Source organism: Paracoccus sp. FO-3 (genome assembly GCF_006386455.1).
Taxonomy (GTDB): domain Bacteria; phylum Pseudomonadota; class Alphaproteobacteria; order Rhodobacterales; family Rhodobacteraceae; genus Paracoccus; species Paracoccus versutus.
Map to the genome: position 1 here is coordinate 35,272 of NZ_VCBQ01000033.1, position 14,201 is coordinate 49,472.

Consider the following 14,201-nt stretch of genomic DNA (forward strand, 5'->3'; position numbering starts at 1 on the left):
TTCCTTACGCGATGGCGGGATATTGCCCGCCCCGGCGCTGCGGGGCAAGCAATGCTTTCGTGAAGCGCCCGCGACGAAACACCCCGGCCGCTTCGGGGCCGGGGTGCCGACGGTTCAGGGCGTGACGGTCACGGTGCCGCCGTCCGACCAGGCGCGGAACTCGGGGCGATACATGTCCTCGACGCTGGCGGCCGGGTGGCGGAACTCGCCCTGCGTCACCGCGCGGACGATATAGGCCAGCCGGAAGCTTTCGGCCGAGGTCCAGGTCAGCGCCGCGGCAAAGCGGTCGGCGCGGAACTCGGTCATCTCGGCCGCGGTCTCGCCCTCCAGCCAGTCCAGCGCCGAGACGTCGCCGGCGCGCAGCAGGTTGGGGTTGTCGATCTCCCACCCGGCGGGCAGCGGGTCGGCGACGACCAGCCGGCCGCCGCCCTCGGATTGCGGCGCGATCTCCAGCACCACGACCATGCGCGTGCCCTGCGGCAGCTGCGCGGGGTCCAGCGCCTCGCCCTGCAGGCTGTAATAGCGCCGCGCGATGGCATAGCCCTTGCCCCCGGCCGCGACCGGACCCGAGGGCTTGCCGGTCGCGGTCAGCGTTACCTCCAGCGCGCCCTCGCCGGTATTGGCGATGCTGGCATCGGCGGGCAGGCTGGCGACCGGCTGGGTCAGCGCCACCCCGTTCAGCGTCGCGGGCGGGGCCGCGCCGAACAGCGACTGCGCCGCCAGCACCGTCCAGACCGATTCCTGCGTGGACAGGCTGCGGCCGTCCTGCTGGGCCTGCGCGATGCGCTCGGCGATCTGGCTGGTCAGGTCGGTGGCATCGACGGCCTGCGTCCTCGCCTCGGCCGCCAGCGCCAGCACGGCGGTCGCGTCGCGCAGCCGGGTGCCGTAATCGGCGCGGAAGGCATGGGGCTCGGGCGCGCCCAGGTTCAGCAGGTTGCGCGCCTGCGCAAACATCCGGTCCGCCCGCCCCTGGTCGCCGTATGAGGCCAGCGCCGCCCCCAGGCTGGCCGCGCCCATGGGCGTCGAGAACGACCCGGCGGCGGTATCGGCGTAATAGCGCAAATCGCCCACCGTGGCTGCCCGCTCCCGCGCCAGCACCGCCAGCGCATAGGCCAGCGCCGCGTTTTCCTCGGCCGAGGCGGCGCCGGGTTCGGTGGCGTAATTGGCGCGGTTGCGCAGGTTGTCGATGGCCATGCGGAAGCCGGTCTCGGGTACCTGGTGCCCCGCCGCCCGCGCCCGCGACAGGAAGTCGGTGACATAGGCTTCCAGCCACAGGTCGCCCGAATCGGCCGACCACAGCCCGAAACCGCCGTTCGAGCCCTGCCGGGTCAGGATCTGGGTGATCGCCTTGTCCACCTGCTCGGCCGCATCGCCGCCCTCGACCCCCTCGGCGGCGGCAAGGCCGGGCAGGTAGATCAGCGGCATCGCGCCCGAGGCCAGCTGCTCGGTGCAGCCATAGGGATAGCGCGCCAGCCGCATCAGCGCGCCGGCCACGTCCAGCCGGGCATAGGGGCCAAGCGCCGCCGTCACCTCGGCGCCGGGCAACAGGCCCTGCGTCAGGCTGGCGGGCAGGGCCAGGCTTTGCCCCGGCTCGACGACCAGCCGGTCCTGGCGCTGGATGTCGGCCTCGTTCAGGGCGACGGGGACGGCGATGTCCTTGGTCAGTTCCTCGCCATCGGGCGTGGTCAGCACCAGCCGCAGGTTGGCGGTGCCAAGCGCCTCGGTCGCGGTGACGGGGATGTCCACCTGCGCCTCGGCCTTTTCGTCCAGCTGCACCTGGGGCTCCACCCAATAGGTCAGCCCGCCCTCGCCGCCGACCTGCGACAGCGCCAGCCGCATCTCTCCGGCCGGCCCCGAGGTATGGGTCAGCCGCAGGCCCAGCCGGGCGCTGTCGTTCGGGGCAAGGAAGGCGGGGGCGGTCACGGTCATCACCACCGGATCGCGCACCAGCACCGAGGCATCGGCCTGGCCCACGCCCTTTTCCGACCAGGCCACGGCCATCACCCGCAACTCGCCGTTGAAATCGCCCACCGGCACCTCGATGGTGGCGGTGTCGTCCGCGCCCAGCGTCACCGGGCCGGAAAACCAGCTCATCAGCTTTTCGGTCGGCGGCGGCGCCTCGGCATTGCCGGCAAGGCTGGCGTCGCCCCCTTCGCGCAGCGCGCCGTCCGGCGCCCCGGTCGGCAGGATCAGCCGGCCGTAAAGGTCGCGCAGCGCCACGCCCAGCCGGCGCTGGCCGAAGTAATGCTGCGACGGGTCCGGCGGCTGGAAGCGGGTGAGGTTCAGGATACCCTGGTCGACGGCGGCGACGGTGGCATGGACCGTCTCGCCCGCCGCGCCCTCGACCTTCAGCGTGACCGGGACGGTGCCGCGCGGGCGGGTTTCGGCCGGGGCTGTGATGCTGGCCGTCAGCTTGCGGTCGCCGGGATCGACGGCGGCATGGGCCAGGCCCAGGGCGCGCACCGGCTGGCGGTCGCCCGGCCGCGCCTCGCCCAGGGGGCGGATGGCGCTGACGGTGACATAGACCCCGGCGCCCCAATCGTCGGTCACGGGCAGGTCGATCTGGTTCTCGCCCGCCTTCAGCGCCATGGTCTGCATCGAGACCAGCCGGTTCGACAGCACCGAGACCAGGCCCAGCCCGTCGCTCGCCGCCTCGACCCGGACCCGTGCCGTCTCGCCGCTGCGATAGGCGGGCTTGTCCAGCACCACCTGCAGCCGGTCCGGCGTCTCGGTTCCCGCATTGGCGACCGCGCCCCAGCCGGCATAGAACTGCGCCGAGCTTTGCCCGCCCTGGCCCGATGCCGGCTCGGCCACAAGCTCGTATTGGCCCCATTCGACCGGGGCGGCGATCTCGGCCGGGGCCTCGCCCGGCTCGGCCACGCCTTCGGCGATGCGGGTGCGGCTGGTGATCACCTCCCAGTTCCATTGCCCGCCCAGCGAATACCATTGGTGATCGGTGTCGATGCGGTTCAGCACCCAGCGCAGCGGCTCGGCCGCCGGCTTCAGGTCCGGGCCGACCGCGACCAGCGCGAAACGCGCCTCGCTGTTTTCGGATACCGTGTCGCCCTCGAACAGCGGGCGGATGCCCGCGACCGGGGCCTCGGGCATGACCACGCGCGACTCGCTGCGCTCGACCGGGCGGCCGGCGCCTTCGCGGATGTCCAGCACCACCTCGGCCTCGACCGGACGGGGGCCGAGCTGGGCGGCCTCCGGCAGGTCGATCTGCGCCTGGTAATGGCCCTGGGCATCGGTTGTGCCGGCGGGCAGGCTGTCCGTGACCGGCGCGCTGTCGTCGTCGTGGCGGCCAAAGACATAGCCGTCGAAGCCGCTCAGGCTGCGGGTCGGCGACAGGCGCAACTGCCCCTCGACCGGCAGGTTCGCGGCCGGGGCGCCGAACAGCCAATGCGCGTCAAGCGACAGCTCCAGCGTCGCGCCGGCGCGGGCCGGGCCTTCCGGCAGGCGCGGGGTGAAGTCGATGCGTTCGGGCAGGAAATCCTCGACCAGCATCCGCGCGGTGGCCAGCGCCGGGCCGTCGGCCTCGGCGCGCAGCTCCAGGCGCCAGGTGCCGCGCGGGGCGTTGCCGGGGATCTGCCAGGCGACCACGCTGCCGCCGGCGCCCGCGTCCCTTGCGGGCATGCGGGTGGCCTCGACCCCGTCGGGGCGCAGGATCACCGCGGTCAGCGGCAGGTTTTCCAGCGCGCGGGCATCGGCATCGCGGGCCAGCACGGTGGCGTTCACCGTCTCGCCCACGCGATAGGCGCCGCGGTCGGTGGTCACGAACAGGTCGATGGGCGGCGCGGGGGGCTGGCCCTCGACGCCGCGGTCCGACAGGTCGAACTCGGGGTCCGACAGCGACAGGAAGGCCATGTCGCGCGGTGCGCGCTCGGCGCCCTCGCCCTGCCATTCCGTCACCGTGACCAGCGCCGGCGCCGCGCCGTCGCGGCCCATGGCAAGCCCCGGCGCGAAATGCGCCAGGCCCTGGTCGTCGGTCACGGCCCTGGCCAGCACCTCGTTCGAGCGGCTGACCAGCGCCACCTCGGCCCCCGCCTTGGCGGCGGTATCGGCCAGGCTGCGCACCGCGACGGTCAGCCCGTCCGCGCCCGAGAAGGTCGAGATCCCGAAATCCGAGATCACGAACCATTGCGTCGCCAGCCCGGTATCCGAGATGTCCTGGTTCTGGATCCCGGCCTCGACGATATAGATGCCGGGCTCCAGCGGGCCGGCCTCGGCCGGGATGGAAAGGCTGGTGGTCAGTTCCTGGTTCAGCACCTCCTGCCCCATGGGCCGTGCCACCTGCGCCGTGCCCTTCCAGACCTCGCGCGCCATGCGGTCGCCGAAATAATCGGCCTGCCAGCTGTCCAGGGGCTTGGCGAACATGTCCTCGGCCATGGCGCGGATCAGGTTGCGGTCGGAAATCCGCAGGAGCCGCAGGTCGATCATCTCGGCATTGACCGTGACCATCGCCAGCCGCTGGTCGCCCGAGGCGGGCAGCACATAGGCGCGGCCGGGAAAGCGGACCGAGGGCGCGCGGTCGCGGACATAGCCTTTCAGCGTCACGTCGCGGGCCAGCGTCTCGCCATCGGCCGAGGGCAGGCCGGCGCGCAGGGTCAGCTCGACCTCTTGCCCATGGGTCAGCCCGGCCACGCACAGCCGGTCGCCATCGGCCTCGACGGTCAGGTCGCGGCCGGGCAGGCGCAGGAATTGCGCGTAATCGGTGCCCTCGGCCAGGCTGCGCGACATCACCGCGCAGAACCGCGGCATCCGGCCTTCGGATTCGACCTGGGTGTCGGTGACGCGCAGCCCGTTGCGGGCCTGCGATTCCTCCAGCGCCTGGGCGATGGCATTGTCGCCCGGCGAAAGCTGCGCCGCCAGCCGCAGCGCCGGCAGCGCGTCGCGGCCGCGGTCCAGCCGTTCCCACGCCATGGCCAGCCAGGACAGCGCGCGGGCGGCCACCGCATCCTCGCCCGCCCGCAGATAGCCGTTGATCGCCATCGAGGCGATGGATGCCGACGCCTCGCGGTCGTCCTGGTCGCTGACATAAAGCGTCAGCCGCGCCAGGTTGGTCCAGTCCTCGGCCCGGTCGTCGCGCGCCGCCAGCGAGGCCATGATCCGCGCCGCCCCGGCCAGGTCGCCGGCCCGTTCGGCCTCGGCGGCCTGGGCGCCAGCATCGCCCGGACCCAGCGCCGGATGCATGGCGGGAAACAGCCGCGCCTGTGTCCGGGCCGCCTCGCGGTCCTGCGCGCTGACGAAGGGTGCGGCGGCGGCGCGCGATTCGGCGCGCAGCCGCGTTTCGGCCGAAGCCGTCGCGACATGGCCCGAGATCGCGCCCGCGAACGCCGAAGGCGCGCCCGCATCGCCGCCCTTGGGAAAGCAGGCGCGGGAGCGCTGGTTATAGGTCAGCGCGCGGCAGTCGTCGTTGCCAAGGCACGCCTGCACGCAGGCTTGCAGCGTGGTGTCGAAGATCGGGCCCAGGTCGCCGCCGGGCAGGTCGGTATCGGCCTGCAGGGACAGCCGCCGCTCGGGCAGGGGCGCGTCGTCCTGCGCCAGCGCGCCGCCCGCGATAAGAAGCCCGCCCAGGGCTGCCGCGATGAAACCGTGCCAGACGGGACGTGCCATGGCCTTCCTCCTTCTGCGCTCGGCATAGTTGTGGCATCCGGGCGCGGGCGAGGCAATCTATTCCCATTCCAGCTCGGCATAGGCCGCGGCGGCATTGCGCGCCGTGGTGTCGCGGAAATCGGCCCAGCCCTCGGATACCGGCATCATCGCCGCGACGATGGCCGGGATCGCCCGCGACAGCGGCAGGCCGGCGCCGATCGCCTCGCGCGTGGCGTCGCGCAGCGCGGTCAGGTATTGCCGCGTCGGCGTCACCGCCTCGTCCCAGCTTTCCGCGACCGGGCCATGGCCGGGCACGATCAGCGCCGGCTCGGGGTCGGGCTTGCGCCCGGTCCAGTCGAGCCAGCCGGCCAGCGAACCGTCGAGCGAGGGCGTCAGGCCCAGAAACACCAGATCGCCGGTGAAGAGCGTGGCGGTTTCCTCGTCCAGCACGGTCATGTCGCTGCCGGTATGGGCCGGCGGCACCGGCGTCAGCCGCAGCTGCCGGTCGCCCAAGGACAGCACCTGCGGCGCCGCGACGGTCTGGTCCACGCCGGCGATGCGCGTGCCGGCAAAGGCATCCTCGCCGATCTGGCGCGGGGTCGACAGCATCCAGCTTTCCGCGCGCCGCGCCACCGCCTCGGGCAGGCGGGCATCGGCGACGATGGTGGCGCCGGCCTCGGAAAACACCTCGGCACCCAGGATGTGGTCGGGATGCATATGGGTCAGGATCAGGTGGCTGACCGGCTTGTCGGTGATCCCGCGGATCGTGGCGTAAAGCGCCTCGGCCTCGGCGCGGCTGCCGCCGGCGTCGATCACCGCCACGGTATCGCCGACGACAAAGGACAGGTTGGCGATCCGCCCGCGGTTCTGCCTTGAGATCTGCGCCATCGCGCCCTGATGCACATGCACGCCCGCCGCCACCTCCTGCACGCTCAGGGCGGGCAGTTCGGCAGTCTCGACGCAGCGCGGCTCGTCGCCCGTCAGTTCGGGATGCCGGGCCAGCCAGTCGCGGGCGATGGGGGCGGCGCGCTCTTCGCATTCCTGGCGCGTGGCGGCGTCGCCGGCGGGCAGCAGGCGCGGCTGGCAGGTGGCGGGCTGGGCCGCCAGGCAGGCGGCAAGGACCAGATGGAACATCCGCTTTCCTTTCGCGGCGCAAGGCTAACACAAGCCCGCGACCGGGACCATCTACGACCTTTGGCGTGTTGACTGGTGGCCCGGTCGGCTTAGCATCGAAACAGCCGCATTCCCGCGGTGTCTTGAGGAGGAGGTTATATGGCCTGGACCAAACCCGCGCCGAGGGAAATCGCCTGCGGCATGGAAATCAACATGTATGCCCCGGCCGAGGACGAGCCGGTCCTGTTCTAACCCGCCGGCGATATCCCCGGCCCGGCCCCCGGCCGACGGGGGCCGGGCCTGCCGGAGCCTTTCCCATGCGTATCGTGATTCTCGGCAGCGGCGCCGGTGGCGGCGTGCCGCAGTGGAACTGTGGCTGCCGCAATTGCGAGGCCGCGCGCGCAGGACGCATTCCCGCCATGAGCCAAAGCGGGATTGCCGTTTCCGCGAATGGCCGGGACTGGGCGCTGGTCAACGCCTCGCCCGACCTGCGCCAGCAACTGGCCGCGACGCCGGCGCTGCGGCCTGGGGGGCTGCGCGGCTCACCGATCCGCTCGGTGCTGGTGACGAATGGCGACATCGACCACGTCGCCGGTCTGCTGACCCTGCGCGAGGGGCAGGGGTTCGACCTGTTCGCCACGCCCGCGATCCATGACGTGCTGGCCGCCAACCCGATGCTGGCCGCGCTGGACCCGCGGCTGGTCGCCCGGCGCCCGGTGGCGCTGGAGCAGGACTTCGACCTGGCGCCCGGCCTGGTCGCGCGGCTTTTCGCCGTGCCGGGCAAGGTGCCGCTTTATCTGGAGGGCGAGCGGGTCGAGACCGAGCTGATGGGCGAGCAGACCGTGGGGGTCGAACTGGCCGCCGGCGGGCGGCGGGTGTTCTATATTCCCGGCTGCGCCTCGGTCCCCGGCTGGCTGCGCGACCGGATCGCCGGCGCGGATGCGCTGCTCTTCGACGGCACGCTGTGGACGGATGACGAGATGCTGCGCGCGGGCCTTGGGGCCAAGACCGGGCGGCGCATGGGCCATGTGCCGGTCTCGGGCCCCGGCGGCAGCCTGGAGGCGCTGCGCGACCTGGCGCTGGGTGCCCGCATCTACGTGCATCTGAACAATTCGAACCCGCTGGTCGATCCGGCCAGCCCCGAGCGTGCGCAGGTGCAGGCGGCGGGCTGGCAGGTCGGCCATGACGGAATGGAGATCGCGCCATGAAACTTGCCGACCACCGCGCCCAGACCCGCGCCGAGTTCCACGAGCGCCTGCGTCGCATCGGCGCCGAGCGCTATCACGACCGCCACCCGTTCCACAAACGCCTGCACGGCGGGGAATGCACGCCCGACGAGGTGCGGGCCTGGGTCGTCAACCGCTGGCAATACCAGTCGCGCATCCCGATGAAGGACGCGGCCTTCCTGTCCCGCGTCGAAGACCCGCAGCTGCGCCGCATCTGGCGCAGTCGCATCGAGGATCACGACGGCGGCGTCGATCAGGGCGGCGGCATCCGGCGCTGGCTGGCGCTGGCCCGCGCCGTCGGCCTCGACCCCGATTACGTCGCCAGCGGCGTGGGCGTGATGCCGGCGACCCGCTTTGCCGTCGATGCCTATGTCCGCTTCGTGCGCGACATGCCGCTGCTGGATGCCGTGGCCGCCAGCCTGACCGAGATGTTCGCGCCCAGGATCCACGCCGAGCGGATCGAGGGGTTGCTGAAGCATTACGATTTCGCCGACGACGCCAGCCTCGCCTATTTCCGCAACCGGCTGGCCGAGGCGCCGAAGGACGTGGAGTTCGGCCTGAACTACGTGCTGGACCGTGCCGATACGCTGGAACGGCAGGACGCGGCGGCGGCGGCGCTGGTCTTCAAGACCGACGTGCTTTGGGCGCAGCTCGATGCGCTGTGGCACGGCTATGTGCAGGGCAACATCCCCCCCGGCGCCTGGCGTCCGGGCGAGGGGCTGCTGGACGCGGCCATCCCCGAGCCGGTCCCCGAGGCCGCGGGGGCCTCATGAGCGCGGATCGCATCAGCGGCGCCGCGGTGCCCTATCTGCCGCGCGGGGTGCGGCTTCACGACGACCGCGTGCGCGGCATCCGCGTGCTGCTGGCGCCCGAGCGGGTGATCCAGCTCGACCCGGTGGGCCATGCGATCCTGTCGGAACTGGACGGCAGGCGCAGCCTGGCCGAGGTGATCGAGACGCTCTGCACCCGCTACGACGCGCCGGCCGAGCAGATCGAAGGCGACGTGCAGGAGTTCCTGCGCGGCCTGATCGACCGGCGCATGGTGTTCCTGGAGGGGGAGGCGGCATGAGAGACGATCCCGCCCCCCGCGACATCGACGGCAACCCGGTCCGTGTCGGCCTGCCCATGGCCATGCTGGCGGAACTGACGCATCGCTGCCCGCTGGCCTGCCCCTATTGCTCGAACCCGGTCGAGCTGACCCGCGCCAGCGCCGAGCTGAAGGCGGCCGAATGGGCGGATGTGTTCCGCCAGGCCGCCGATCTGGGCGTGTTGCAGGTGCATCTGTCGGGCGGCGAGCCCGCCTCGCGCCGCGACCTGGCCGAGATCGCCGCCGCGGCCCGCGACGCCGGGCTTTACGTCAACCTCATCACCTCGGGCATCGGGCTGACCGAGTCGCGGCTGCGCGAGCTGGACGGCGCGGTCGATCACGTCCAGCTGTCCCTGCAAGGCATCGACGCCGAGATGGCCGACTGGATCAGCGGCTATGGCGGCAGCTTCGCGCGCAAGATGCAGGTGGCGGAATGGGTCCGCGCCATCGGCTTTCCGCTGACGCTGAACGCGGTGGTGCATCGCCAGAACCTGGACCGCCTGCCCGAGATGATCGACCTGGCCGAGCGGCTCGGCTGCCGCCGCATCGAGGTGGCGACGGTGCAGTTCCACGGCTGGGCCGAGCTGAACCGCCTGCCGCTGATGCCGACCCAGGCCCAGGCGATCCGCGCGCGCGAGGTGGTGGACGCCGCCCGCCTGCGCCTGCAAGGCCGCATGGTCATCGACTATGTGCCCGCCGACCACCTGGCGGCCTTTCCGAAAAGCTGCATGGGCGGCTGGGGCTCGACCGGGCTGAACGTGGCGCCCGACGGCACCGTGCTGCCCTGCCACGCCGCCCAGACCATCAAGGGCCTGGCGTTCGAGAACGTGCGCGCGGTGCCGCTGGCCCGGATCTGGCACGACGGCGCGGCCTTCAACGCCTTTCGCGGCACCGGCTGGATGCCCGAGCCCTGCGCCTCCTGCGAGCGGCGCGAGATCGACTTCGGCGGCTGCCGCTGCCAGGCGATGGCGCTGGCGGGCGACGCGCGGGCGACCGATCCGGTCTGTTCGCGCTCCAGCCTGCACGCCCGGTTGCGCGCGGCGGCCGAGGCCGAGGCGGCGAGCGATTCGACCGTGCTGGTCTATCGCCGCATGACAAGGGAGAAACGGGGATGAGGCTGGCTTGCCTGCTTGCCGCGATGATGCTGGCGCCGGGGGCGCTGGCGGCCGAGGTCGCCAATCCCATGCAGCCCTCGGCCCTGTGGGAGGACATGCGGCTTGCCGTGATCGGCACCGATGAGGAGCCGCCGGTCGATCCGGCGGTCTTCGACCTCGACGCGCCGCCGCGGGCCGACAACCCGGCGCTGGTGCCGGTGCGCATCACCCAGCCGCCTGGCGCGCCGGCGATCCGGGCGCTGGCGCTGGTGGTGGACGGCAATCCCGCGCCGGTCGCGGCCGAGTTCACATTCGGCGAGGCGCTGATGCCGCTGGATTTCGAGGTGCGGGTGCGGGTGGACAATTATTCCGACCTGCGCGCCATCGCCACGCTGGCGGATGGGCGCAAGGTCATGGCCGGCCGCTTCGTGAAAGCCTCGGGCGGCTGCGCGGCCCCGGCCGGCAAAAGCATGGACGAGGTGCGCGCCACCATGGGCGAGATGCGCTTTCGCGCGGCCGAGGAGGGCGGGAGAAAGGTCGGCACGCTGATGATCCGGCACCCGAATTTCTCGGGCCTGCAACGCGACCAGGTGACGCTGCTGACCATCCCGGCCGAGTTCATCCAGACGCTGGAGGTCAGGCAGGGCGAGGCGCCGCTGTTCACCATGGAGGCCGGGATCTCGATTTCCGAAGACCCGGTATTCCGCTTTGCCCATGCGCCCGGTGAGGGGCCGGTGACGGTCCATGCCGAGGATACCGAGGGCCGGGTTTGGGATCAGTCCTTCTGAAGCCGCGCCGGATCGCCGCCCAGATGCAGGGGGCGGGCGCCTAGCGCCGCTGCCTCGGCCGGGTCATGCGTGACCAGCACCAGCCCGGCGCCGGTGCGGGCCAGCAGCGCATCGGTCAGCGCCAGCATCCGCGCCGCCGTGTCCCCGTCCAGCGAGGCGAAGGGCTCGTCCATCAGCAGGATGTCCGGCCCGGCGGCAAAGGCGCGGGCCAGCGCCAGCCGGCGCTGCTGGCCCAGCGAAAGCTGGCGCGGGAACTTCGCCTCGTGCCCCGCCAGCCCGACCTGCGCCAGCCAGTCCCGCGCCGTGGCCGCGTCGCAGCCGGTCGGGATGGCGATGTTGCCGACCGCATCGCGCCAGGGCAGCAACACCGGCTCCTGGAACACCACGGCAAGGCGCTCGGCGCCCTCCAGCCGGCCGCGATAGTCCGCGTCGAGCCCGGCCAGGATGCGCAGCAGTGTCGATTTGCCGATGCCCGAGGGGCCCAGGATCGCCAGCCGCTCGCCGCGCGCGACCGACAGCGCCAGCCGGCCCAGCACCTGCCGCGGGCCGAAGGACTTGGCCTCCAGCTCAAGCCGCATCCTGCCTCCAGCGGTTGGCGCGGCTCTCCCACGGCCGCAGCAGGATGAGGTCGATGGCCAGCATGACGGCGACGAAGGCCAGCGCCCAGGCCAGCACGCCGGTCACGTCGAAGCTGGAAAACAGCAGGTGGATCTTGAAGCCGACGCCGTTCGAGCGACCCAGGAACTCGACCACCAGCACGATCTTCCAGATCAGCGAGATCCCGGCCCGCGCCGAGGCGGCGACATGCGGCGCCAGCTGCGGCAGCACCACATGGCGCAGCCGCGCCCAGGGCCGCATGCGAAAGGCGCGGGCCATGTCGTCCAGGTCGGGGCGCAGCGCCCGCGTGCCTTCGCGGATCATCACCGTGACCACCGGGATCTTGTTCAGCGCGACGGCCAGGACGGCGGCGGTCTCGTTCAGCCCGATCCAGATATAGCACAGCACGATCACCACCAGCGCCGGCACGTTCAGCAGGATGATGAGGCCGGGGTTCAGCCATTGGTCGGCGCCGCGGCTGCGGCCCATCCACAGCCCCAGCGCCATGCCCGCCGCCATGGCCAGCGCGAAGCTCGCGACCACGCGGAACATCGTCATCCCGGCGTTGAACCACAGCTCTCCGGTCGCGGCCAGGCGCATGATGCGCGCGGCGACGTCCCAGGGCGCGGGCAGGGTCTGCGGCCGGTCGGTCAGCTGCGAGGCCAGGGTCCAGACCAGCAGCATGGCCAGGATCGACAGCACCCCCGGCACCAGGCCCGGACGCAACGCAGGGGGTTTCGGCGCTCCGGTCAAGGCGGGGCTACTCCGGCCACCAGAACAGGCCCTCGGGCAGGGCGGAAAGGCCGCCGGTCAATTCGTTGCCGCCCAGTTCCGCCATGGTGGCGAACATCCTTTGCGCGTTCGCGGCATCGACCGGGCCGGGGGCGGGGATGCCGGCGCGCCAGCCGGCCTTCAGCGCCTGGAACTCGGCCTCGTCACCGGCCTGCATGATCGGGCGCAGCTCGTCCCAGGCGGCGTCGTCCTGGGCCAGCAGATCCTTGGCCGCGCGGGATGCGCGCGCCAGCCCCGCCGCCAGCGCCGGGTTGGCCGCGATCCAGTCGTCGCGCAGCACATAGCCCAGAAGCGGCGTCGAGGGGTCGAGGCCCAGGTCGCCCGCCGCCGTCTCGACCGAGATGATCTCGCGCATGCCGCGCGCCTGCATCCGGGCCTGGAAATGCCAGAAGTTGATCGCGGCATCGACCTCGCCGGTCTCGGCGGCGTTCAGGATCATCGGCGGCGCGCCGAAGACCTGCTGCGTCACGTCGGCCAGATCCTCGCCCAGCTTCTCGCGCGACCAGGCGCGCAGGATCAGCCAGCTCTTGTCCACCGGCCCGCCGGCGATGCCGATCTTCTTGCCCCTGAGGTCGGCCAGCACCCGCACCGGGCTTTGCGCCGGCACCATCACGCCGCCCACGGCGGTGGAATAGGGCAGGAAGCGAAAGCCCGTGCCGCGCGCCCGCTGCTGCGCCACCCACAGCCAGTCCGAGACGATGGTATCGACATCGGCCCCCTGCATGGCGACCTGGGTGGCGGGGTTGCCGGCCAGGATCATCGGCTGCAGCCGAAAGCCGTTGGCGGTGTCCAGGCCGCGCCTGCGGATCGTCTCGATCTCCCAGGTGACGGTGCCGTTTTCCAGCGTGCCGATGCGGATGGCGGGGGTCTGGGCCAAGGCGGGCCGCGCCAGCCCGGCCAAGGCGGCGGCCCCCGCCAGCAGGGCGATTCTGCGGCTGAACGGCATGGTGATTTTCCCCCTTTGCCCCGGTCAAATTGCCATGTGCCTTGGTTTCGGCCAATACAACCGAAGTCGTAGCCCGAAACCCGCCCCGGCGTCCAACGGGCTTGCGCCGGCGGGCGGCGGTCTTAAGATGGATGGATAAAGGCCGGAGCGCCAAGGCCCCGGCCCCTGTCGTTTCTTGGGGAGGAGAACGATGGCCTCAGCCGAAATGCAGTCGCAGGACCGCGCCGCATCGCCAAGGCTTTCCGCCGACCGCGTCCGCGAGATCCTGATCGTGGACGACCATCCGCTGATGTGCGACGCCCTGGCCCTGACGCTGAAGATCAGCTTCGGGCTCAGGAACGTGCGCACCGCCCGCAGCCTTGCCGCCGCGCTGGAACAGATCCGCAACCAGGGCGCGCCGGATGCGGTGATCCTGGACCTGAACCTGCCCGATGCCAGGGGCGCCGAGGGGCTGGTGACGCTGCGCCGCCAGATCCCGGATGTGCCGATCACCATGATCTCGGCCGATCTGGAAAACGCCATGATCTCGGCCGCGATGGCGGCGGGGGCGCAGGGCTATATCAGCAAGTCGCTGGGCCGCGAGGCGCTGGTGGACAGCCTGCGCCGCATGTGGGAGGGCGAGCGGGTGACGCCCGACAGCTACCAGCCCGACCATGCCGGCGCCGAGGACGCGGCCCGCGCCGAGCTGGCCCGCCGCTTCGCCACGCTGACGCCGCAGCAGATGAAGATCCTGCGGCTGATCTGCCAGGGCAAGGCGAACAAGGAAATCAGCTACGAGCTGTCCATCGCCGAGGCGACGGTCAAGACCCACATCACCGCGATCATGTCCAAGATCAACGCCCGCCGCCGCACCCAGGCGGTGCTGCTGGCCAATAGCGTCAGGCTGTTCGAACCGGCATGAGCGCGGCCTCGCCCGAACCCTGGCCCGGCGCGCGGTCCGAGGCGCGGCCGGCCGTGCCGCCG

The 14,201-nt window shown here is 71.9% G+C and carries 12 protein-coding genes; 7 read left to right on the forward strand and 5 right to left on the reverse strand.

Features of this window, described 5'->3' with window-relative positions; genetic code table 11:
* Positions 1-114: 114 nt before the first annotated feature.
* A complete protein-coding gene (locus FE811_RS11355) occupies positions 115-5,616 on the reverse strand; it encodes an alpha-2-macroglobulin family protein (protein ID WP_116222007.1) in 5,502 nt (1,833 codons plus the stop codon).
* Positions 5,617-5,673: 57 nt separating this feature from the next.
* Positions 5,674-6,729, reverse strand: coding sequence for a quinoprotein relay system zinc metallohydrolase 2 (locus FE811_RS11360; RefSeq protein WP_116222008.1), 1,056 nt, complete (start codon positions 6,727-6,729; stop codon positions 5,674-5,676).
* Positions 6,730-6,867: 138 nt separating this feature from the next.
* Between FE811_RS11360 and pqqA the strand changes: the two genes are divergently transcribed.
* From pqqA to FE811_RS11390, 6 genes are all read left to right on the forward strand, one after another.
* A complete protein-coding gene (pqqA, locus tag FE811_RS11365; RefSeq protein ID WP_036757082.1) occupies positions 6,868-6,960 on the forward strand; it encodes a pyrroloquinoline quinone precursor peptide PqqA in 93 nt (30 codons plus the stop codon).
* A 65-nt stretch (positions 6,961-7,025) separates the two neighbouring features.
* Positions 7,026-7,916 carry a pyrroloquinoline quinone biosynthesis protein PqqB gene (gene pqqB / locus FE811_RS11370; protein ID WP_116222009.1) on the forward strand — a complete coding sequence of 297 codons (891 nt, stop codon included), beginning with the start codon at positions 7,026-7,028 and terminating at the stop codon, positions 7,914-7,916.
* On the forward strand, positions 7,913-8,707 hold the full coding sequence (gene pqqC, locus FE811_RS11375; protein WP_116222010.1) for a pyrroloquinoline-quinone synthase PqqC: 795 nt from the start codon (positions 7,913-7,915) through the stop codon (positions 8,705-8,707). Before pqqB ends, pqqC begins: the two co-directional genes overlap by 4 nt.
* Entirely contained in the window at positions 8,704-9,003 is a 300-nt protein-coding gene (pqqD, locus tag FE811_RS11380) for a pyrroloquinoline quinone biosynthesis peptide chaperone PqqD (protein ID WP_036757092.1), read from the forward strand. Before pqqC ends, pqqD begins: the two co-directional genes overlap by 4 nt.
* A complete protein-coding gene (gene pqqE / locus FE811_RS11385; protein ID WP_052096009.1) occupies positions 9,000-10,136 on the forward strand; it encodes a pyrroloquinoline quinone biosynthesis protein PqqE in 1,137 nt (378 codons plus the stop codon). Before pqqD ends, pqqE begins: the two co-directional genes overlap by 4 nt.
* On the forward strand, positions 10,133-10,903 hold the full coding sequence (locus FE811_RS11390; RefSeq protein WP_116222012.1) for a quinoprotein dehydrogenase-associated SoxYZ-like carrier: 771 nt from the start codon (positions 10,133-10,135) through the stop codon (positions 10,901-10,903). Before pqqE ends, FE811_RS11390 begins: the two co-directional genes overlap by 4 nt.
* Here FE811_RS11390 and FE811_RS11395 read toward each other — a convergent pair.
* From FE811_RS11395 to FE811_RS11405, 3 genes are read right to left on the reverse strand one after another with little or no spacing between them, the layout of a single operon-like run.
* Positions 10,891-11,481, reverse strand: coding sequence for an ATP-binding cassette domain-containing protein (locus FE811_RS11395; RefSeq protein ID WP_116222013.1), 591 nt, complete (start codon positions 11,479-11,481; stop codon positions 10,891-10,893). The two genes, FE811_RS11390 and FE811_RS11395, sit on opposite strands and share 13 nt — an antisense overlap.
* Positions 11,471-12,253, reverse strand: a complete 783-nt coding sequence (locus FE811_RS11400) for an ABC transporter permease (RefSeq protein ID WP_114535793.1) — start codon at positions 12,251-12,253, stop codon at positions 11,471-11,473. Before FE811_RS11400 ends, FE811_RS11395 begins: the two co-directional genes overlap by 11 nt.
* A 7-nt stretch (positions 12,254-12,260) precedes the next feature.
* Positions 12,261-13,238, reverse strand: a complete 978-nt coding sequence (locus FE811_RS11405) for an ABC transporter substrate-binding protein (protein WP_116222014.1) — start codon at positions 13,236-13,238, stop codon at positions 12,261-12,263.
* A 190-nt stretch (positions 13,239-13,428) separates the two neighbouring features.
* Here FE811_RS11405 and FE811_RS11410 point away from each other — a divergent pair, with 190 nt between their 5' ends.
* A complete protein-coding gene (locus FE811_RS11410) occupies positions 13,429-14,139 on the forward strand; it encodes a response regulator transcription factor (protein WP_036757120.1) in 711 nt (236 codons plus the stop codon).
* The last annotated feature ends 62 nt before the right edge of the window (positions 14,140-14,201 follow it).

Coding starts and splice junctions, on each gene's coding strand:
- FE811_RS11355 (WP_116222007.1), bottom strand. CDS start 5,616: ATGGCACGTCCCGTCTGGCACGGTTTCATCGCGGCAGCCCTGGGCGGG.
- FE811_RS11360 (WP_116222008.1), bottom strand. CDS start 6,729: ATGTTCCATCTGGTCCTTGCCGCCTGCCTGGCGGCCCAGCCCGCCACC.
- pqqA (WP_036757082.1), top strand. CDS start 6,868: ATGGCCTGGACCAAACCCGCGCCGAGGGAAATCGCCTGCGGCATGGAA.
- pqqB (WP_116222009.1), top strand. CDS start 7,026: ATGCGTATCGTGATTCTCGGCAGCGGCGCCGGTGGCGGCGTGCCGCAG.
- pqqC (WP_116222010.1), top strand. CDS start 7,913: ATGAAACTTGCCGACCACCGCGCCCAGACCCGCGCCGAGTTCCACGAG.
- pqqD (WP_036757092.1), top strand. CDS start 8,704: ATGAGCGCGGATCGCATCAGCGGCGCCGCGGTGCCCTATCTGCCGCGC.
- pqqE (WP_052096009.1), top strand. CDS start 9,000: ATGAGAGACGATCCCGCCCCCCGCGACATCGACGGCAACCCGGTCCGT.
- FE811_RS11390 (WP_116222012.1), top strand. CDS start 10,133: ATGAGGCTGGCTTGCCTGCTTGCCGCGATGATGCTGGCGCCGGGGGCG.
- FE811_RS11395 (WP_116222013.1), bottom strand. CDS start 11,481: ATGCGGCTTGAGCTGGAGGCCAAGTCCTTCGGCCCGCGGCAGGTGCTG.
- FE811_RS11405 (WP_116222014.1), bottom strand. CDS start 13,238: ATGCCGTTCAGCCGCAGAATCGCCCTGCTGGCGGGGGCCGCCGCCTTG.
- FE811_RS11410 (WP_036757120.1), top strand. CDS start 13,429: ATGGCCTCAGCCGAAATGCAGTCGCAGGACCGCGCCGCATCGCCAAGG.